The 283-nt window shown below is 65.7% G+C and carries 1 protein-coding gene; it reads left to right on the forward strand.

The genetic code is table 11. From position 1 onward, the window contains the following. A partial coding sequence (locus CH341_RS32310) for a peptidoglycan L,D-endopeptidase MepK (RefSeq protein ID WP_146604756.1) occupies window positions 1-283 on the forward strand: 283 nt, incomplete at both ends.

Below are 283 nucleotides of genomic sequence, written 5' to 3' on the forward strand. Positions count from 1 at the left end.
AACATGCTGCGCTCGCGCTCCTCCGGTGTCGCCAAGCGCAGCCAGCACACCGCCGGAAAGGCGATGGATTTCTTCATTCCGGGTGTGCCGCTCGAAAAGCTCCGCAAGATCGCATCGAAGAAGCAGGTCGGCGGCGTCGGCTACTATCCGACGTCCGGCTCGCCCTTCGTGCATCTCGACGTCGGCAGCGTCCGCCACTGGCCGCGCATGACGCGCCGGCAGCTTCTGGCGCTCTTCCCCGACGGCAAGACCCTGCACATCCCGTCCGACGGCAAACCATTGC

It is taken from the genome of Rhodoplanes roseus (assembly GCF_003258865.1).
Taxonomy (GTDB): domain Bacteria; phylum Pseudomonadota; class Alphaproteobacteria; order Rhizobiales; family Xanthobacteraceae; genus Rhodoplanes; species Rhodoplanes roseus.